Here is a 14806-nt window from a genome sequence, read left to right as displayed (position 1 = left end):
TTCTCATGAAACGCAAAGACAAAATTGCCGTCTCCGTTATCGCCGTATTTGCCGTCGGCGTGCTGATGTATCTGGTCGCGCCGGGTGTGCTGGGCAGCAAGCGCCAGGTCACCAACGACGCCTTCGTCGCCGCCGACTTCACCCTGGTCGCGCCGCGAGTGGCGGGCTTTATCAAGGAAGTGCTGGTGGAAGACAACCAGCGCGTCAAGGCCGGCCAACTGCTGGCGCTGATCGACGACCGTGATTTTCGCGCCGCTGCCCAGGCCGCCGATGCCGACACCCTGGTGGCCCGGGCCCAGCTGAAAAACGCCACCGCGACCCTGGAGCGCCAGAGCTCGGTGATCGCCCAGGCCCAGGCCACCGTGGCGGCAGACCGCGCTGAGGTGGCGTTCGCCGAACACGAACTGAACCGTTACAACCACCTTGCCGGCGTCGGCGCGGGCACGGTGCAAAACGCCCAGCAAGCCAAGACCCGCATCGATCAGGCCACCGCACGCCTGGCCAACGCCACGGCGGTACTGGCGGCCGAACGCAAGCAGGTGGAAATCCTCACCGCCCAGCGTGACGCCGCCGAAGGTGGGCTCAAGCGCGCCCAGGCGGCGTTGGAAATGGCCAGCTATCAGCTGTCCTACACGCGCATTGTGGCGCCGGTGGATGGCATGGTTGGCGAGCGTGCGGTGCGGGTCGGCGCCTATGTGACGCCGGGCAGCAAGATCCTCGCCGTGGTGCCGTTGGCCGAGGCGTACGTGGTGGCCAACTTCCAGGAAACCCAGCTCTCGCATATGCATGCCGGCCAGGCGGTGCAGGTGCGGGTCGACAGCCTCGACGGCGAGTTGCTCAACGGCCATCTGCAAAGCCTGGCGCCCGCGACCGGTGTGACGTTCGCCTCGGTCAAACCCGACAACGCCACTGGCAACTTCACCAAGGTGGTGCAGCGCATTCCGGTGAAAATCGTTCTTGAGCCGGGCCAGGCACACATCGAACGCCTGCGGGTTGGCATGTCGGTGGAAGCCAGCGTCGACACCCAGCCGGCCGCGCAGCAGCGTGAGGTGGCCCAGCAATGAAGTCGTTTACCTGGCTCACCTTGAGCCTTATCAGCCTGAGTGCGTGCACCGTCGGCCCGGATTTTCAGCGGCCCCAGGGCCCGCAAGTCACCCAGTGGAGCGAACCCCAGGGCCGTCAGGCCGCCAGCCGCGCCAGCACCGACCCTTTGCAGGAGCGCTGGTGGGATGTGTTTCACGATGAGCAACTCTCGGCTCTCACACGCCGAGCCCTCACCGATAACCTCGACCTGAAACTGGCCGGCAGCCGCCTGCAACAAAGCCGAGCCGTGCGCCAGGTGACCACCGCCGAGCGCTACCCCAACGTCAACGCCACCGCTGATTACGCACGCCAACGCAACAGCGCCAAGGGCTTGAGCGACCCGTCCGGCAACAATGGCCGGTCGGCGTTCAACCAGTGGGACATGGGTTTCTCCGCCGCCTGGGAGCTGGATTTCTGGGGCCGGGTAAAACGCGAAACCGAAGCCGCCGACGCCACCCTGCAAGTCGCCGAGAACGACCGCCGCGCCGTGCTGCTGTCGGTGCTCGCCGAGACGGCCCAGGACTACATCCAACTGCGCGGCGTGCAAAACACCCGTGCCGTCACCGAGCAAAACCTCGACGTCGCGCGCCACAGCCTCAAGCTCTCGCAGCTGCGCCTGGCCGATGGCGTGGCCACCGACCTGGACGTGGCCGAAGCCGCCGCTCAGGTTGCCGCCATCGAGGCGCGCCTGCCGGATTTGCAGCAACGCCAGGACCAGTTGATCAATGCCCTGAGCCTGTTGATGGGCGAGCCGCCGCAAGCCCTGCATGCGCAGTTGTCCAAGGATGCTGCGGTGCCACAAACCCGGCGCCAGGTCGCTATCGGCCTGCCGTCGGAACTCGCGGAACGCCGCCCGGATATCCGCCAGGCCGAGGCGCGCCTGCACGCCGCCACCGCCAGCATCGGCGTAGCCAAGGGCGACTTTTACCCGCGTATCACGCTGTCGGGCAGCCTCGGGTCCCAGGCCATGCAACTGTCGGATTTCGGCTCCTGGGGCTCCCGCGCCTTTGCCTTCGGCCCGCAATTCAGCCTGCCGCTGTTCAACGGTGGGCGACTGCAAGGCATGTTGAATTTGCGCGAAGCCCAGCAACAGGAAGCGGCGCTGGCGTACCAGCAAACCGTGCTGCGCGCCTGGCATGAAATCGACGACCAGCTGACCCGCTACAACGCCAGCCAACTGCGCCGCGACAGCCTTGCCGAAGCGGTACGCCAGAACCAGATCGCCCTGAGCACCGCACAACATCAATACGTGGAAGGCGTGGTGGATTTCGTCAATGTGCTCACGGTGCAAAGCGCGCTGCTGGCCACGCAGGAGCAGTGGGTTGAGAGCTCGACCGGTGTGTCGTTGGCCATGGTCGGGCTATACAAAGCACTCGGAGGCGGGTGGCAATCGGTCTACCCCGAAACAGCCGCCATTCCCGCGGGCTGACACCACCCCATGTGGGAGCGGGCTTGCTCGCGAATGCGGTAGATCGGCCAGGAATTTGTTGACTGACACACCGCCTTCGCGAGCAAGCCCGCTCCCACACGCAGGCATTGCGTGATCACGGATTCTGCAAAAACACCACATAGCCCCGGAACCACTCACTGCCCTGCAAATACCCCGGCGCTTGCCACTCTCCGCCCTGAATCAAGCCGACCTTGAACGGCAGCCCCAGCCGATTCATCCGTGGCAAGTACGCCGCGTAATCCGGGATGCTGTGGCGGCCCTGATACGTCTGCACCACCACCTCATCCACCACGCCCTTGAGCTGGGCGATGGCGGCCGAGTCGGCGTTGCTGCTCCAGTCCATCAGGCCGGTGATGCTCAGACGCAGCTCAGAGGGCAGGCGTTGGCGCAGGTCGCGCAGGAAGTCGGCGTATTCGTGCAGGTATTGAGTGCGGGCGTCGAAGTCGATCTGGATACCGACCACCGGGTTGCCCGCGTCGCGCCAGCGCTGCACCTGGCCGAGCACTTGGGTGTAGACGCGTTCCGGCCAGTGCAAGGTATGGGCGCGGTAGACCACCCAGACTTGCCCTCGGGTGAGGCGCGGCACGCTGATGCCCTGGGCAATCAATTGCACACCACGTTGCGGCGCCCGGCGGGTGGAATTGATCTGGCCCTGGAGGATATACAGGGTGTTGGCTTGCTTGAGCACCGGTTGCGGCGCGACCCCGCTCCACAGCCAGAAGGCGTCATAGTCGCGGGCGTCGACAGCGGCGAAGGCCGGGCTCGCCAGCAACAGCAAGCCTAGCCATAGGTGTTTCACCAGTAGTACTTCAGTGACTCGGCCCACTCGGTGTCGGCATACCCGGTTTTCAGCTGGCGGAACCAGCCTTTGCGTACGGATTTGTCGACATCTTCACCGCCGCAGTTGTTATAGCCGGACCGCGCATAGCAGTAGATGGCGCGATACAGGGCGTAGGCTTTGTCGTCATGCGGCGCCTTGGGGTTATCGATAACCTTGCGGTAACCGTCGAGCCGCGAGAACGTTTCGCCTTTGAACAGCGAGGCGGTGCTGCCCAGGCTGCCGGCGGCGCGCACCTGGTCCAGTGGCATGCCATCCAGATGGTTGATCAGGATGAACTCACCCAGGCAGTTGAGGCCCTTGGGGCTTTTCGGATCGGCCTGCAGGGTGTTGGCGATTTGCGCAATGCTCGGGCAGGCGTAGCCGGATTCGGCTTTGTCGCCGCTCCACTGGAACAACTGCAGCGAACGATTATCGCCATAGACATAACCCAGGCTGGTGCCCAGCTTGTCCTGCGGCACCGACGCCGGCAGTTGCTTGAGGTCTTCGGCGAAGGTGGCGTACTGGCCGCGCATCAGGTCTTTGTACAGCAGCACAAACTGCGCGGTTTCACGTTCGGCCGAATCGCTGGCCTGGGTGATCTGCTGGCGCAGCAACGCCTGGTCTGCGATGTTGCGCAGCAAGATGTAGCGTACTTGCTTGGCGCTGATCGGCGAGTCGGCGGCGAACACTTTGGCCAACTGCCCGCTGCGCTCGTAATTCATCGCCAACGCCAGCTCCAGCTGGTCGCGCTGCAAGGGTTGCTGGGCCAGGGGCAACAGTTTGAGCCACAGGGCTTCGGCGCTTTTCCAGTCGCCCTTGGCTTCCAGCGCAAGACCGCGCAGGGTCTGCTGGCTGAAGGCGAAGTAGTTGAGGCTCGCCGGCACGTCCTGCGGCAGCAGTTTCAAAGCGTTGTCGGGCTGGTGCTCGACGTACAGGGCAAACGCCGCTTGCACGTAGTCGTACAGCGCCGGCTCCTGGGCAAACACCGGCTTCTGCCCGGCCAGTAGCTCGCGGGTCAGTTTGGGTGGGTTGCCGGCGCGCATCCCCATCAGGTCAGTGAGCGCCAGGGTCAGAGGGTTGGCTGCGGATGCGTTGGTTGTGCTCAGCAGCTTGTTGTCGGTTTCCTGCACCAGCTCGTCCAGCGACACATTGCGCTGCCCGGCACTGAACTGCGCTGCAAGGTCATTCGCCAGTTTGTCGGTATCGCCCGCCAGCCAATGCACTCGGCGCAACAGGCCCGTGGCGGAGACGGCGTACTCGCCCTGTGGATAAGTTTTCAGGTACAGGTTGAAACGGGTGTCGCTGTCGGCCAGTGCAGACTTATCCACACGCTCCAATTGCGGCATGTCGTATTCGTCGAAGGCGTTTTCCTGGGCCTGATTCAAAGCCGTGCGGGCGGTCATGTAGAGCGCGGCCTCCTTGACCCACGGCAGGCTGCTGGTGGAAGCGGCGACAAAGCCGCGTTGTGCGTCGCCAAAACGGCCGCTGTAGAAGTCACCGGCGGCTTGAAGGTAGGTGCGCAACTCACGGCCTGAGGGCGACTGGATTTGCTCCGGGTCACCCAGGCTCGCGCTTTCCCAGGTACAGGCGCCCAGCAGCTCCAGACGGGCAGTGACCAGCAGCCGGCGTTCCGCTTCGGGCAGGTCGGCTTTGATGGCTTGGTTGATAAAGGCTGTGGCGCTGCTTTCGTCATTGCTGCGGCAGCGGCTGCCTTCGCCGTAGAGGAACGCGTCCCCCGCCGCTTTGGCGTTCTCACGCGCAATACCCAGCGGGGTCAGTAATTCGTCGAGCTGGCTGGGGGTGGCGGGTGTGTCGGGTTTCTCGCCACTGGCGTCGGTCAGCGGGGTCAGGCGATACACCGGGAAGGGGACGGGGCCGAAGCCTTCCTCCAGATCCGTTTCACTCAGTGCATTCGGCGTCAGGGGCGCTACCTGCTTGTCTGCCAGCAACAGGCGCAGATTGACCCGGCTGTCGTTGCCCGGGCTCAGGAAGGGCAGGTTGCTGCACCCTTCAAGGCTGTCGCGTGATACTCGCCAGTCGGGGTAGCACGAGTCGTCGCCACTGGCCTGGGCCTGAAAGGAAAGGCCGGCGAGTAATGCCAGTGCCAGGGGTGACAGAAAACCGATGCGCATGACGTGTCCTTGATCCTGAGTCCTTGGAGGGCGGCAATAATAGCGTGTTCCTGATGGTGCTTCGGTGAAGCCCTACACAAAATGCTGATTTGTCCGATTCCAGAAGCGAATCCGAGGCTTTTGTCCTAGAGTGGCGGTGTTTGCGCTGAGGCAGTCAGGGCAGTGCTAGAGGAATCGAGGTGCGTCGGTCTGTGGTAGAGCAAAACGAAAAGGTCGGGGCGTTGCCCGCATTCAACCGACTCACGTGGGAGAGCGCCGGCTGGATCAGCCGCCTATGGTGGGTGCCGTTCCTGGCACTGGCCATGGCCTTGCGTTTTTACCACCTGACGTCGTCAGCGATCTGGGGCGACGAAGGCTCCAGCCTGCTGCTCAGCGAATACGCCGCGGCCGACCTGTGGTTTCACGCGGCCCATGATGTGCACCCGCCGCTGTATTTTTTCATGCTGCGCGGCTGGATCGAACTGTTCGGCGACGGCATCTGGTCGATACGCGGCATGAGTGCCATACCCGGTGTCGTTGCCGTGGGCCTGGGCATCTGGCTCACGCGGCAACTGTCCACCCGGCGTGCGGCCATGCTGGCCGGGGTGCTGCTGGCGTTGCTGCCGACGGCGGTGCGCTACAGCCAGGAAGTGCGCATGTATTCGCTGCTGGGCGTGTGGCTGGTGGGCGCTACGCTGGCGCTGGTGTATTGGGTGCGCCGACCCGAACGCACGCGTTACCTGGCGGTGTATGTGCTGGTGATGAGTGCCGGGTTCTACACCCATTATTTCACCGCGCTGTGCGTGCTGGTGCATTGGGCCTGGTTGGCCGCACAGCCGCGAGGCCAGCGGCTGCTTGCCCGCCCGGCCTGGTGGGTGGCCAACGCCGCGATTGTGCTGTTGTACCTGCCCTGGCTGCCGAACCTGCTGGACCTGGTGCTGCACGTCGAACAACTCAAAGTCGGCGGGGATATCGGCTGGGAAGATCCCGTCGGCGTGTTCTCCCTGCCATCGATGATCTGGCAGTTCGTGCTCCAGGATGAAGGCGTTGGCTTCTGGCTGCCGCTGTTCTGGCTGTTGCCGTTGTTGCTGACAGCGATTGTCGTGGTGACCGCTGTGCTGGACCGCGAACGCTATCGCCCGGCGCTCCTGATGGCGCTGTTTTTCCTGCTGCCACTGCTGCTGGTGTACGGGGTGTCGTTTGTCTCCCCGGTGTTTATCGAGCGTTATCTCACGGTTTACGCCCTGGGCCTGCCGATCCTGGTGGCCATGGCCATCGACCGCCTGCCGGCGCGTCTGTCGCTGCTGGGTGCGGCGTTGTTTGTGCTGTTTGTCGGCGTGGAATTGGTGGGCCTCAAAAACAACTTCACCGTGAATGAGCAAGATCAATTGAACGTGCCGGTGGAGTTCGTCAATCGCAATTACCAGGAAGACGACCGCATCGTCCTCAGCGACATGATGTGGTACCTCAGCTATGTGTATTACGACCAGACCGATGCTCAACTGCAGCTCTATACGCCACCCAAGCCCGACGGCACGTCGACCCGCCCGAATGCCTACGGCTTCGGCACGCTGGTGGACCAGGACGGCGGGCGTATCTACCTCGACCATCTATCGGCATTACCCGCCGGCACCCGCCGCGTATGGCTGATCAGCAGCAACGAAGCGCCGGACGATTTTGCCCCACTGCCCGAAGGCTGGCGCGAACTCAGTCGCCAGGACGGCGGCGGCGCGCGCGCACGCTTGTTTGTGCTGTGCAACGTGCCGCAGCCGCAACCCCAAGGCTGCCGCTAGACTCGATTAAACCTTTGCCATCAGGAGCCCACCATGGAATCGCCAGTGCACAGCCTGCCATCTTTGTTCAAGCAGCTTGGCCTGCCGGATGACCCGGTCAGCATTGAGCAGTTCGTGGCCGTTCATTCGCCGCTCAAGCCTAAGTTGAAGCTCGCGGATGCGTTCTTTTGGACGGACAGCCAGAGAGCGTTTTTGCGCGAGGAGATTCTGGAGGATGCGGATTGGGCTGAAGTGGTGGATGAGCTGAATTTGATGTTGCGGGGTGGGCGAGGGGGTAAGAAACCGGGCTTTAATCGCGTAAGCAGACTTTTTGAGGTTGCAGTCTAGGAAGTTTCCTATCGATTAAACGGAAGTAGACGATAGTCGCAAGAGTGAGGAGGCCGGTATTTACAGGCTCAGACTTCTTCCTCTGGGTACCGCATGAAACGCCTCTTTCCTCGCGCCGAAATTGAAAGGTATGACCTCACAAAAGTCGAGAGCCCCTATTTTGCTGTCATCAAAATAAGGGAGCACTTTCGTGCGCCTTATGCCCTGCCGGGGTTGAGCGAACTTCTGAGTGAGTGCAAGGTGTCTCCTGGTTGTTGTTCGGCGGAAAAAGACCAGCGCCGAGTGCTGGGTAAGTTGGCAGCCGGAGATTGGTTGTTCTTGATGGAGTATCCCTTCCTTCCTTTAAGTAGAGAGTGTCGCGTTAAGTACGGACACCTGATGGGGCGCCGACTTTATGTAGGTCCAGGTAAATGGGAAAAGGTCAGTGTTGATTATGATGGCGTTAAAAATACGGCGATCCTCGCAGCGAATCGATTAAGTTCCATAGGGGATGAGGGGCGGATGTTTTTATCGGACGGCAAGGACCTCGCGAACACCACCAGGGTTATGACTCAGCGCTGGGTAAGGTTAGACAGTCGCGATGATCAACTCACCCACAGGTCGGTTGACCGCAAATACGGGGAACTTCGGAACATCAAGCAACGTTATCTGGAGGGAAGCGATAACTGGCAAGTGGGGGGGCAAACATGGCATTGGCAGCCTGTAACACCGGATATAGCGTACGAATACAAGGGTGATGAAAAGTGACGCGTAAGCAGGTTTTTTGGTTCTGGGGCGGGATGGATGCCATTTATCTGACTCGGTATTTCATTACCAGCGTGATGGCGGGGAGAGTTCCATATTTTAGTGATATGGAAAGTGCGTTATGGCTTCTACGTGAACACAGTGTTGTACAGCTTTATATATTTGGTTTTTCCATGCTCCTGCAAGTTTCTATCGTGATTTCTTGTGGGCTATTTTTCCTCAAAAGCACAAGAGTTAAATGGGTTGTCTATCTTCAAACACCGTTGCGGCTCGCCTTAGTGGTTCCTTCTGTTTCGCTCCTGCTTTTGGGCGCTCAGGCCGTTCCAAACTACAATCTGGTGTTAATGACTGCGTTACTCGTGCTATCCGAAATAGCGAAAGTTTGGAGCGTTTGGCGGTGGAGCAAACTGAGCGTCCAGGCCTGAGCAACGCAGATCAAAATGTGGGAGCTGGCTTGCCTGCGATTTCGCAGTGTCAGTCCACAACTACAGCTCCCACAGGTGTTTTGTACCGCTGGCAAAACCCGCTTTACTTACCCACAGACCTCCCCACCACCCATCCGCAAAATTGTTTCAAAACTTGACGCGTTTGGCTTCATCCACCATATTGATAGTTAGCAAACTAACTGTATGCGAACTATCCAGTGTCCCAGACCCTCGAACAACTCCAGATGAACCTCAGCAGCAGCATGGTGGTGGGCGCCCGTAACTGGCGCAAAATCTGCCAGAGCACGCTGGTGAGCTACGGTATTTCCGAAGCCTGTGCCGTGCCGCTGTTGATGATCGGCCGCCTGGGCGACGGGGTGCATCAGGTAAAAGTGGCGCAGGCGTTGGGGATGGAAAGCCCGTCGCTGGTACGCCTGCTCGACCGCTTGTGCCACGACGGTTACGTGTGCCGCACTGAAGATGTGCATGACCGTCGCGCCAAGGCCCTGAGCCTCACCGAGCGCGGCCGTGAACTGGTGCAAGCGGTGGAGGCGCAGTTGGTACGCCTGCGCAAGGATGTACTGGCGGATATCGCCCCCAATGACTTGGAAGCCGCGCTACGGGTGTTGCGCGCCTTCGAGGCGGCGAACCCTTGAACGGATTTTTTACCGGTTTCCCGCCCGCCCGCGACTGGTTCTACGGCGTTCGTACATTCGCGGCCTCGATGATCGCGCTGTACATCGCCATGCTCATGCAAATGCCGCGTCCGTATTGGGCGATGGCCACGGTGTATATCGTCTCCAGCCCGTTTGTCGGCCCTACCAGTTCCAAGGCTTTGTACCGCGCCATCGGCACCTTTATGGGCGCGGCGGCGGCGGTGATTTTTGTGCCGATGTTCGTGCAGTCGCCCTACCTGCTGGTGGTGGTGATTGCCTTGTGGACGGGCACCCTGTTGTTTCTCTCCATGCACCTGCGTACCGCCAACAACTACGCGCTGATGCTGGCCGGCTACACGCTGCCGCTGATCGCCTTGCCGGTGGTGGATAACCCGCTGGCGGTATGGGATGTGGCCGAGGCGCGTACCGAAGAAATCTTCCTCGGCATCGCGGTAGCGGCGGTGGTGGGTGCGATGTTCTGGCCACGGCGCCTGATGCCGGTGTTCGATGGCTCGGTGGCCAAGTGGTTCGCCGATGCGCAGGTCTACAGCCAGCGCTTTTTGACGCGCAAAGTGACGCCGGAAGAGATCAGCACCTTGCGTGGCGGCATGGTCGCCACCTTCAACACCCTCGAGTTGATGATCGGCCAGTTGCCCCACGAGGGCGCACGGCCGCAGACGGTGCGCAACACCAAGGAACTGCGCGGGCGCATGATTCACCTGTTGCCGGTGATCGATGCTCTGGACGATGCGGTCTACGCGATCGAACACCGCGCACCGGAATTTCTCGATCAGCTCACGCCGTTGCTCGAAGAGGCCAACGCCTGGCTGGAAAGCACTACCCAGCAAGCGCCCCTCGAACGCTGGCGCGTACTGCGCGACAAGATCGACGCCGCCCAGCCCCAAGGCGAAGCACTCGACGACCGCCACACGCTGCTGTTCTCCAATGCGCTGTACCGCCTGAGCGAGTGGGTCGACCTGTGGCAAGACTGCCGCAGCCTGCAAGCCGCCATCCAGTGCGAAAGCCAGGACACCTGGCGCGCCGTGTACCGCCACTGGCGCCTGGGCCGGCTCACGCCATTTCTCGACCGTGGCCTGATGTTCTACTCGGCGTTTTCCACGGTCACCGCGATCATCGTTGCCTCGGTGTTGTGGATTCTGCTGGGCTGGACCGACGGTGGCAGCGCGGTGATCCTGGCCGCTGTGGCCTGCAGCTTTTTCGCCTCGATGGACGACCCGGCGCCGCAGATCTACCGGTTCTTTTTCTGGACCGCCATGTCGGTGCTGTTCGCCAGCCTGTATCTGTTTCTGGTGCTGCCCAACCTGCACGATTTCCCGATGCTGGTGCTGGCGTTCGCCGTGCCGTTTATCTGCATCGGCACGCTCACTGTGCAGCCGCGTTTTTACCTGGGCATGCTGCTGACGCTGGTCAACACCTCGTCGTTCATCAGCATTCAGGGCGCCTATGACGCAGACTTCCTGAATTTCGCCAACGTCAACCTGGCCGGGCCGGTGGGCCTGCTGTTTGCCTTTGTGTGGACCTTGATCGCACGGCCCTTTGGCGCCGAACTGGCGGCCAAGCGCCTGACCCGTTTCAGCTGGCGCGACATCGTCAGCCTGACCGAACCCGCGACCCTGGCCGAGCACCGCCACATGGCCGCGCAAATGCTCGACCGCCTGATGCAGCATCTGCCGCGCCTGGCGTTGATCAACCAGGACACCGGCAGCGCCCTGCGCGACTTGCGCGTGGCGCTCAACCTGCTCGACCTGCTGGCCTACTCGCCGCGCATCCTCGGTGTGCCACGGGTGCTGCTCAACCAAGTGGTGGAAGGCGTAGGCGGTTACTTCAAGGCGTGCCTCAAGGCGGGTGAACGCTTGCCTGCGCCGAGCGGTCTGCTGATGACCCTCGACCGCACGCGCCGCGCGCTCAACGGCCATGGCCTGCAAGACGAAGACGATACCCGCCTGCATCTGCTGCACGCGTTGGCCGGTTTGCGCCTGTCATTGCTGCCCGGCGTGGAATTTATTGACGGCACCGAGCGTGAAGCGCCGTTACCCGATGGAGCGCCTTTATGATCGGTGATCTGGATATCAGCGGGGTGTTCCTGCCCACGCTGCTGGTGCTGATGGGCATTACGTATGTGTTGTTTCTGGTGGTGCACGGGCTGTTGACCCGCCTCCACTTCTATCGCCTGGTCTGGCACCGGGCATTGTTCAATGTGGGGCTCTACGCGCTGTTGCTGGGCGCGGTGGACTCACTCAGTCGATACCTGATGACATGAAAAAACCTTTTTTGACCATCGGCCGTGTAGTCCTCACGTTGTTGATCGTGACGTTTGCGGTTGTCGTTGTGTGGCGCATGGTCATGTACTACATGTTTGCTCCCTGGACCCGCGACGGGCACATCCGTGCCGACATCGTGCAGATCGCCCCGGACGTGTCCGGGCTGATCCAGCAAGTGGACGTGCGCGACAACCAGTTGGTGACCAAGGGCCAGGTGCTGTTTGCCGTGGACCAGGACCGCTTCAAGCTGGCGTTGCGCCAAGCCCAGGCCGCCGTGGCCGATCGTCAGGAAACCCTGGCCCAGGCCAGCCGCGAGTACAAGCGTAACCGTGGCCTGGGCAACCTGGTGCCCAGCGAGCAACTGGAAGAAAGCCAGTCCCGCGTGGCCCGCGCCCAGTCGGCCCTGGCCGAAGCGCAAGTGACGGTGGATGCCGCCCAGCTCAACCTCGATCGCTCGGTGATCCACAGCCCGGTGGACGGCTACGTCAACGACCGTGCGCCGCGCACCCAGGAGTTCGTCACCGCCGGGCGCCCGGTGCTGTCGGTGGTGGACAGCAACTCGTTCCATATCGACGGCTATTTCGAGGAGACCAAGCTCGACGGTATCCACGTCGGCATGGCGGTGGATATCCGCGTGATCGGCGACAACGCCCGCCTGCGCGGCCATGTGCAGAGCATCGTCGCCGGTATCGAAGACCGTGACCGCAGCAGCGGTTCCAACCTGCTGCCCAACGTCAACCCGGCGTTCAGCTGGGTACGCCTGGCTCAGCGGATTCCGGTGCGTATTGCCTTTGATGAGGTGCCGGCCGACTTTCGCATGATCGCCGGGCGCACGGCGACGGTGTCGATCATCGGCGACAAGGTTAAAGACGGAGACACGCCATGAAGCAGTTGCTGGCAACCGCTGCGCTGGGGTTGTTGCTGTCGGCCTGCCAAGTGGTGGGGCCCGATTACAAGCTGCCGGAAAAGTCCGCGGTCAACCGGGGTGACCTGCAAGGCCAGCTGGCGGGCGAGGGCAATAATGTGGTCTCGGCGCCGGTCCCGGCCGACTGGTGGAAACTGTACAAAGACCCGCGCCTGGATGAGCTGGTGCGCCAGGCCATGGCCTCCAACACGGACCTGCGGGTGGCCGCCGCGAATTTGCAGCGTGCACGTTTTCAGACCGAACAGGCTGAATCAGCGGGTGGCTGGAGCCTTGGTGCCAAAGCCGAAGCCCAGCGCCTGCAAGAGTCCGGTGAAGCCTTTTTGCTGACGGAAAAAGTCCCGGTGGGCAACATCGGCGCCGCGAGTATCACCACCTCGTATCAATTCGATTTGTTCGGAACCTTGCAGCGCGGCATCGAAAGCGCCCAGGCCAGCGCCGACGCAGCGCAAGCCGCCGCCGACATCGCACGCATCACCTTGGTGGCGGATGTGGTGCGCTCCTACACCCAGGTGTGCGCGGCCAACGAAGAGCTGGCGATTGCCAACGAGTCCCTCGACCTGCAAGCCCAAAGCACCACGCTTACCCAGCGCCTGCGCGACGCTGGGCGCGGTGATGAAACCCAAGTGACGCGCTCGCAAACCCAGTACAAATCGTTGCGCGCCGACATGCCGCGCTATGAAGCGGCGCGCCAGGCGGGTCTGTTCCGCCTGTCGATGCTGCTGGCCAAGCCGCTGGACCAACTGCCGGCGGGCACCGGCACCTGCGCCGAGCTGCCGCACATCGCCCAGTTGTTGCCGGTAGGCGATGGCGCCACGCTGCTCAAGCGCCGCCCCGACGTGCGCCAGGCCGAACGCCAATTGGCCGCCGCCACTGCGCGTATCGGCGTGGCCACCGGCGCGCTGTACCCGGATATCAGCATTGGCGCCACCGTCGGCACCGTCGGTCTGCTCGAGAACCTGGGCACACCGGCCACCAACCGCTGGGGCTTTGGCCCATTGATCAGCTGGACAGTACCGACCAACGGCGCTCGCGCACGTATCCACGAAGCCGAAGCCGCGACCCAGGGCGCCCTGGCGCATTTCGACGGGGTGGTGCTCAACGCCATCCGTGAAACCCAGACCGGCCTTGCGCAGTACACCGCGCAACTGCAGCGCCGCGACGCCCTGGCCGAAGCCGGCGAATCCGCCAGGGAAGCCGCAGACCAGACCCACCGCTTCTTCCAGGCGGGTCGTGCGTCGTTCCTGGCCGACCTGCAAGCCACCCGCACCTACACCGATGTGCGGGCGCAACTGGCGGCGGCCAACACCCAGGTTGCCATGAGCCAGATCGATCTGTTCCTGGCCCTCGGCGGCGGTTGGGAAAGCGGACGAACGCAAGCGTCACAGCCCGGCAAACCCTGAGCAAATAGCTATGCTTTGTCAGGCAGGTCGCCGTGACGATCTGCCTGACACTGCTCGCGTTTGCTCATGGGGATTCCAATAATGAAAAACCCTTATGCTCCCGCTTTCTGGTGCGTGTGTTTCGCACTGGTGCTGTTATCGGCTGCCTACTTCTACGGCGTCATGCTCGCTCATCAAATCGACAAGGCCATGGTGTTTCTTGACAGCGCGTGCCTGGTGATCGGCACCTTGTCTATCGGCGTGGTGGCCTGGGCGTCTTATCAAAACCAACGGGTGAAGAAAAAGCTTCTCGAACAAGGCAAGACCCGCGTGGCCATCTGGGATACCAAGGTTGCCCTGCGCCGCGTCGAAACCGTGTTCGACCGCTATTTCTGGGGCAGCTACTGGCAGCCCGGGCGCACGTTCCAGGAAGTCATGGGCGACCTCACCGGCACACCGCTCGAAAAAAGCCTCGAAGTCCTGAAAAAACAGTGCGTGGCCCTTGATCAACAGGTCGCCGAGGGTAGGCATTGGCTTAATAACGCGCGCGAATTATCCGACGTGGCCACGCAGATGGCCCGTGAGCGCTACCAGCTGGACTTCTGCGACCCCAAGGCCGATACCCCAGGCAATGCCGTGATACACCGCGAGTTTGAGGTGCTGGTGTACACCTGGACCGCACGCTTGAAGAGTTTTGATCACCAGCTCGATGAGATCGAATTGGAGTATTCCTGACGCCTTCGGTGAACCAACGGTAGGCCTGACCCCTCTGAAAAGCTGGGCCGTTCGCGGCCGCCAGTGCTAATCTTCC

14 protein-coding genes are annotated in these 14806 nt (G+C 62.1%); 12 read left to right on the top strand and 2 right to left on the bottom strand.

All coding sequences use genetic code 11. The features are described from left to right. Nucleotides 1-5: 5 nt before the first annotated feature. Together LRS56_25730 and LRS56_25725 are read left to right on the top strand one after the other, a co-directional pair. On the top strand, nucleotides 6-1064 hold the full coding sequence (locus LRS56_25730; protein WDU62128.1) for an HlyD family secretion protein: 1059 nt from the start codon (nucleotides 6-8) through the stop codon (nucleotides 1062-1064). After that, complete coding sequence (locus tag LRS56_25725; GenBank protein WDU62127.1) at nucleotides 1061-2512, top strand: efflux transporter outer membrane subunit; 1452 nt, start codon at nucleotides 1061-1063, stop codon at nucleotides 2510-2512. Before LRS56_25730 ends, LRS56_25725 begins: the two co-directional genes overlap by 4 nt. A 115-nt stretch (nucleotides 2513-2627) precedes the next feature. On the opposite strand, the gene LRS56_25720 is transcribed toward LRS56_25725, so the two are convergent. Continuing rightward, nucleotides 2628-3332, bottom strand: coding sequence for a DUF3142 domain-containing protein (locus LRS56_25720; protein ID WDU62126.1), 705 nt, complete (start codon nucleotides 3330-3332; stop codon nucleotides 2628-2630). Beyond that, entirely contained in the window at nucleotides 3329-5485 is a 2157-nt protein-coding gene (locus LRS56_25715) for an outer membrane assembly lipoprotein YfiO (GenBank protein WDU62125.1), read from the bottom strand. The genes LRS56_25720 and LRS56_25715 overlap by 4 nt, the downstream gene beginning before the upstream one ends. Nucleotides 5486-5664: 179 nt before the next feature. Between LRS56_25715 and LRS56_25710 the strand changes: the two genes are divergently transcribed. The 10 genes from LRS56_25710 (at nucleotide 5665) to LRS56_25665 (ending at nucleotide 14730) form a co-directional block, all read left to right on the top strand. After that, nucleotides 5665-7257: a glycosyltransferase family 39 protein gene (locus LRS56_25710; protein WDU62124.1), complete on the top strand. Its 1593-nt coding sequence runs from the start codon at nucleotides 5665-5667 to the stop codon at nucleotides 7255-7257. 33 nt (nucleotides 7258-7290) lie between these two features. Continuing rightward, nucleotides 7291-7584, top strand: coding sequence for a DUF2789 domain-containing protein (locus LRS56_25705; GenBank protein ID WDU62123.1), 294 nt, complete (start codon nucleotides 7291-7293; stop codon nucleotides 7582-7584). A 93-nt stretch (nucleotides 7585-7677) separates the two neighbouring features. Beyond that, nucleotides 7678-8331, top strand: coding sequence for a hypothetical protein (locus LRS56_25700; GenBank protein ID WDU62122.1), 654 nt, complete (start codon nucleotides 7678-7680; stop codon nucleotides 8329-8331). Continuing rightward, nucleotides 8328-8753, top strand: coding sequence for a hypothetical protein (locus LRS56_25695; GenBank protein WDU62121.1), 426 nt, complete (start codon nucleotides 8328-8330; stop codon nucleotides 8751-8753). The genes LRS56_25700 and LRS56_25695 overlap by 4 nt, the downstream gene beginning before the upstream one ends. Before the next feature lie 245 nt (nucleotides 8754-8998). Next, on the top strand, nucleotides 8999-9409 hold the full coding sequence (locus LRS56_25690; protein ID WDU65815.1) for a winged helix DNA-binding protein: 411 nt from the start codon (nucleotides 8999-9001) through the stop codon (nucleotides 9407-9409). Beyond that, a complete protein-coding gene (locus tag LRS56_25685; GenBank protein ID WDU62120.1) occupies nucleotides 9406-11484 on the top strand; it encodes an FUSC family protein in 2079 nt (692 codons plus the stop codon). The genes LRS56_25690 and LRS56_25685 overlap by 4 nt, the downstream gene beginning before the upstream one ends. Next, nucleotides 11481-11690 carry a DUF1656 domain-containing protein gene (locus LRS56_25680; GenBank protein WDU62119.1) on the top strand — a complete coding sequence of 70 codons (210 nt, stop codon included), beginning with the start codon at nucleotides 11481-11483 and terminating at the stop codon, nucleotides 11688-11690. Before LRS56_25685 ends, LRS56_25680 begins: the two co-directional genes overlap by 4 nt. Next, a complete protein-coding gene (locus LRS56_25675; GenBank protein WDU62118.1) occupies nucleotides 11687-12577 on the top strand; it encodes an efflux RND transporter periplasmic adaptor subunit in 891 nt (296 codons plus the stop codon). The genes LRS56_25680 and LRS56_25675 overlap by 4 nt, the downstream gene beginning before the upstream one ends. Continuing rightward, nucleotides 12574-14016: an efflux transporter outer membrane subunit gene (locus LRS56_25670; protein WDU62117.1), complete on the top strand. Its 1443-nt coding sequence runs from the start codon at nucleotides 12574-12576 to the stop codon at nucleotides 14014-14016. Before LRS56_25675 ends, LRS56_25670 begins: the two co-directional genes overlap by 4 nt. An 81-nt stretch (nucleotides 14017-14097) precedes the next feature. Further along, nucleotides 14098-14730 (top strand): NADH:ubiquinone oxidoreductase subunit N, encoded by a 633-nt coding sequence (locus tag LRS56_25665; protein WDU62116.1) that lies wholly within the window; start codon nucleotides 14098-14100, stop codon nucleotides 14728-14730. Nucleotides 14731-14806 lie beyond the last annotated feature (76 nt).

The sequence above is a fragment of the Pseudomonas poae genome (assembly GCA_028869255.1).
Taxonomy (GTDB): domain Bacteria; phylum Pseudomonadota; class Gammaproteobacteria; order Pseudomonadales; family Pseudomonadaceae; genus Aquipseudomonas; species Aquipseudomonas poae_C.
The sequence above is the reverse complement of the archived record's forward strand: the minus strand, read 5'-3'. Positions and strand labels throughout refer to the sequence as shown.

What these genes read in the sequence shown, in the direction of transcription:
- LRS56_25675 (WDU62118.1), top strand. Translation starts at nt 11,687, where the DNA reads ATGAAAAAACCTTTTTTGACCATCGGCCGTGTAGTCCTCACGTTGTTG.
- LRS56_25690 (WDU65815.1), top strand. Translation starts at nt 8,999, where the DNA reads ATGAACCTCAGCAGCAGCATGGTGGTGGGCGCCCGTAACTGGCGCAAA.
- LRS56_25715 (WDU62125.1), bottom strand. Translation starts at nt 5,485, where the DNA reads ATGCGCATCGGTTTTCTGTCACCCCTGGCACTGGCATTACTCGCCGGC.
- LRS56_25665 (WDU62116.1), top strand. Translation starts at nt 14,098, where the DNA reads ATGAAAAACCCTTATGCTCCCGCTTTCTGGTGCGTGTGTTTCGCACTG.
- LRS56_25725 (WDU62127.1), top strand. Translation starts at nt 1,061, where the DNA reads ATGAAGTCGTTTACCTGGCTCACCTTGAGCCTTATCAGCCTGAGTGCG.
- LRS56_25700 (WDU62122.1), top strand. Translation starts at nt 7,678, where the DNA reads ATGAAACGCCTCTTTCCTCGCGCCGAAATTGAAAGGTATGACCTCACA.
- LRS56_25705 (WDU62123.1), top strand. Translation starts at nt 7,291, where the DNA reads ATGGAATCGCCAGTGCACAGCCTGCCATCTTTGTTCAAGCAGCTTGGC.
- LRS56_25730 (WDU62128.1), top strand. Translation starts at nt 6, where the DNA reads ATGAAACGCAAAGACAAAATTGCCGTCTCCGTTATCGCCGTATTTGCC.
- LRS56_25670 (WDU62117.1), top strand. Translation starts at nt 12,574, where the DNA reads ATGAAGCAGTTGCTGGCAACCGCTGCGCTGGGGTTGTTGCTGTCGGCC.
- LRS56_25680 (WDU62119.1), top strand. Translation starts at nt 11,481, where the DNA reads ATGATCGGTGATCTGGATATCAGCGGGGTGTTCCTGCCCACGCTGCTG.